Origin of the sequence: Corallococcus llansteffanensis (assembly GCF_003612055.1) — a bacterium.
Classification (GTDB): domain Bacteria; phylum Myxococcota; class Myxococcia; order Myxococcales; family Myxococcaceae; genus Corallococcus; species Corallococcus llansteffanensis.
The window spans coordinates 1-1,116 of record NZ_RAWB01001062.1 but is presented as its reverse complement, the minus strand read 5'-3'; the positions used below and the strand labels follow the sequence as shown (position 1 = coordinate 1,116).

Genomic DNA, 1,116 nt, shown 5'->3' with positions numbered 1-1,116 from the left:
CCCGAGAGCCCCCAGGGCTCCCGGATGTGAATGAGGCGTTGTTCATAACATGAAACACTGACTTTTATCGACTTGCCGGTTTTGTAACCTATCCCGCTACAAGCCAGCCTTTATTGTAGCCTGGCCGGCTACAACCCGGTGACGCCGTAGGGCGTCTCGCTGATGAGGCGGGTGCCGGACTGGAAGTGGGCGGTGTCGCCGCAGTCGGGGATGGCGGTGAAGCCGGAGCAGGTGACAGCGGCGTGGGCGCGCGTCGTGGAGGTGAAGCAGCGGGCGCCGTCCTCGTTCCACTCGCCCTCCAGGCTCCAGGACTCGGTGTCGCCCTGGACGCCCGCGGCGTCGTAGAGATTGACCCACTGACCATCCGTGGTGTGCGACTCGCCGTCGCCGCAGAAGTCCGCGCGCACCATGCGGGTGCAGGCCTGGTGGTGACCCGCGAGGCTCTGCCCGTCCGCGCCGGTGGCCCACGGCTTGTAGCCGAAGTGCATGCACTTCGCGATGGCCGCGCCCTCGCAGGCGAAGGTGAAGGCGCTGGCGTCTTCAATCTTGTCGCCGCCCTCGCCGGGCACGCCCTGGCGGTAGTCCCAGCGGCCGGCCACCGCGATGGCGGAGGCGTCCGCGCCGTTGGCGTCCTGGCACACCGCGCGCCAGTTGCCGTCGGTGCCCTGGTAGGAGACGCGGTAGGACCACAGGTCGCTGTCCCCGCCGCTGCCCTGGACGACGCTGTCCACGCGCAGCGCCAGGGTGGAGCCGTCACCGAGCCGGCCGGTGAAGCTCGCGCCGGTGAAGCCGGTGCCCGTCACGAGGGTGGCGCCGTCGAACCCGACGAAGGCCGAGCCCTCCAGCCGCACGCCGCCGAGCGCCTTGCCGCTGGCGGAGCGGGCGCCCGCGTAGTCCACGGACACCAGCATGCTGCCCAGCTCGGAGTTGTTGAGGTTGCGGCCGTTCAGGTTGCGGCCATTGAGATTGCGCCCGTTGGGGGAGACCATCTCCGCCACCTGCGTGTGCAGGGACGGAGCCTCGGGCTCCGACGATTCCGTGCCACAGCCCACTGCCACGACGGCAAGACACGCCGCGACCACTCGCTGCAACGTCTTCATCTGGATGCCCCTTCCC

1 protein-coding gene is annotated in these 1,116 nt (G+C 69.3%); it reads right to left on the bottom strand.

The genetic code is table 11. From position 1 onward, the window contains the following. Positions 1-128: 128 nt before the first annotated feature. A complete protein-coding gene (locus tag D7V93_RS43335) occupies positions 129-1,100 on the bottom strand; it encodes an ADYC domain-containing protein (RefSeq protein ID WP_120648703.1) in 972 nt (323 codons plus the stop codon). Positions 1,101-1,116: the final 16 nt, after the last annotated feature.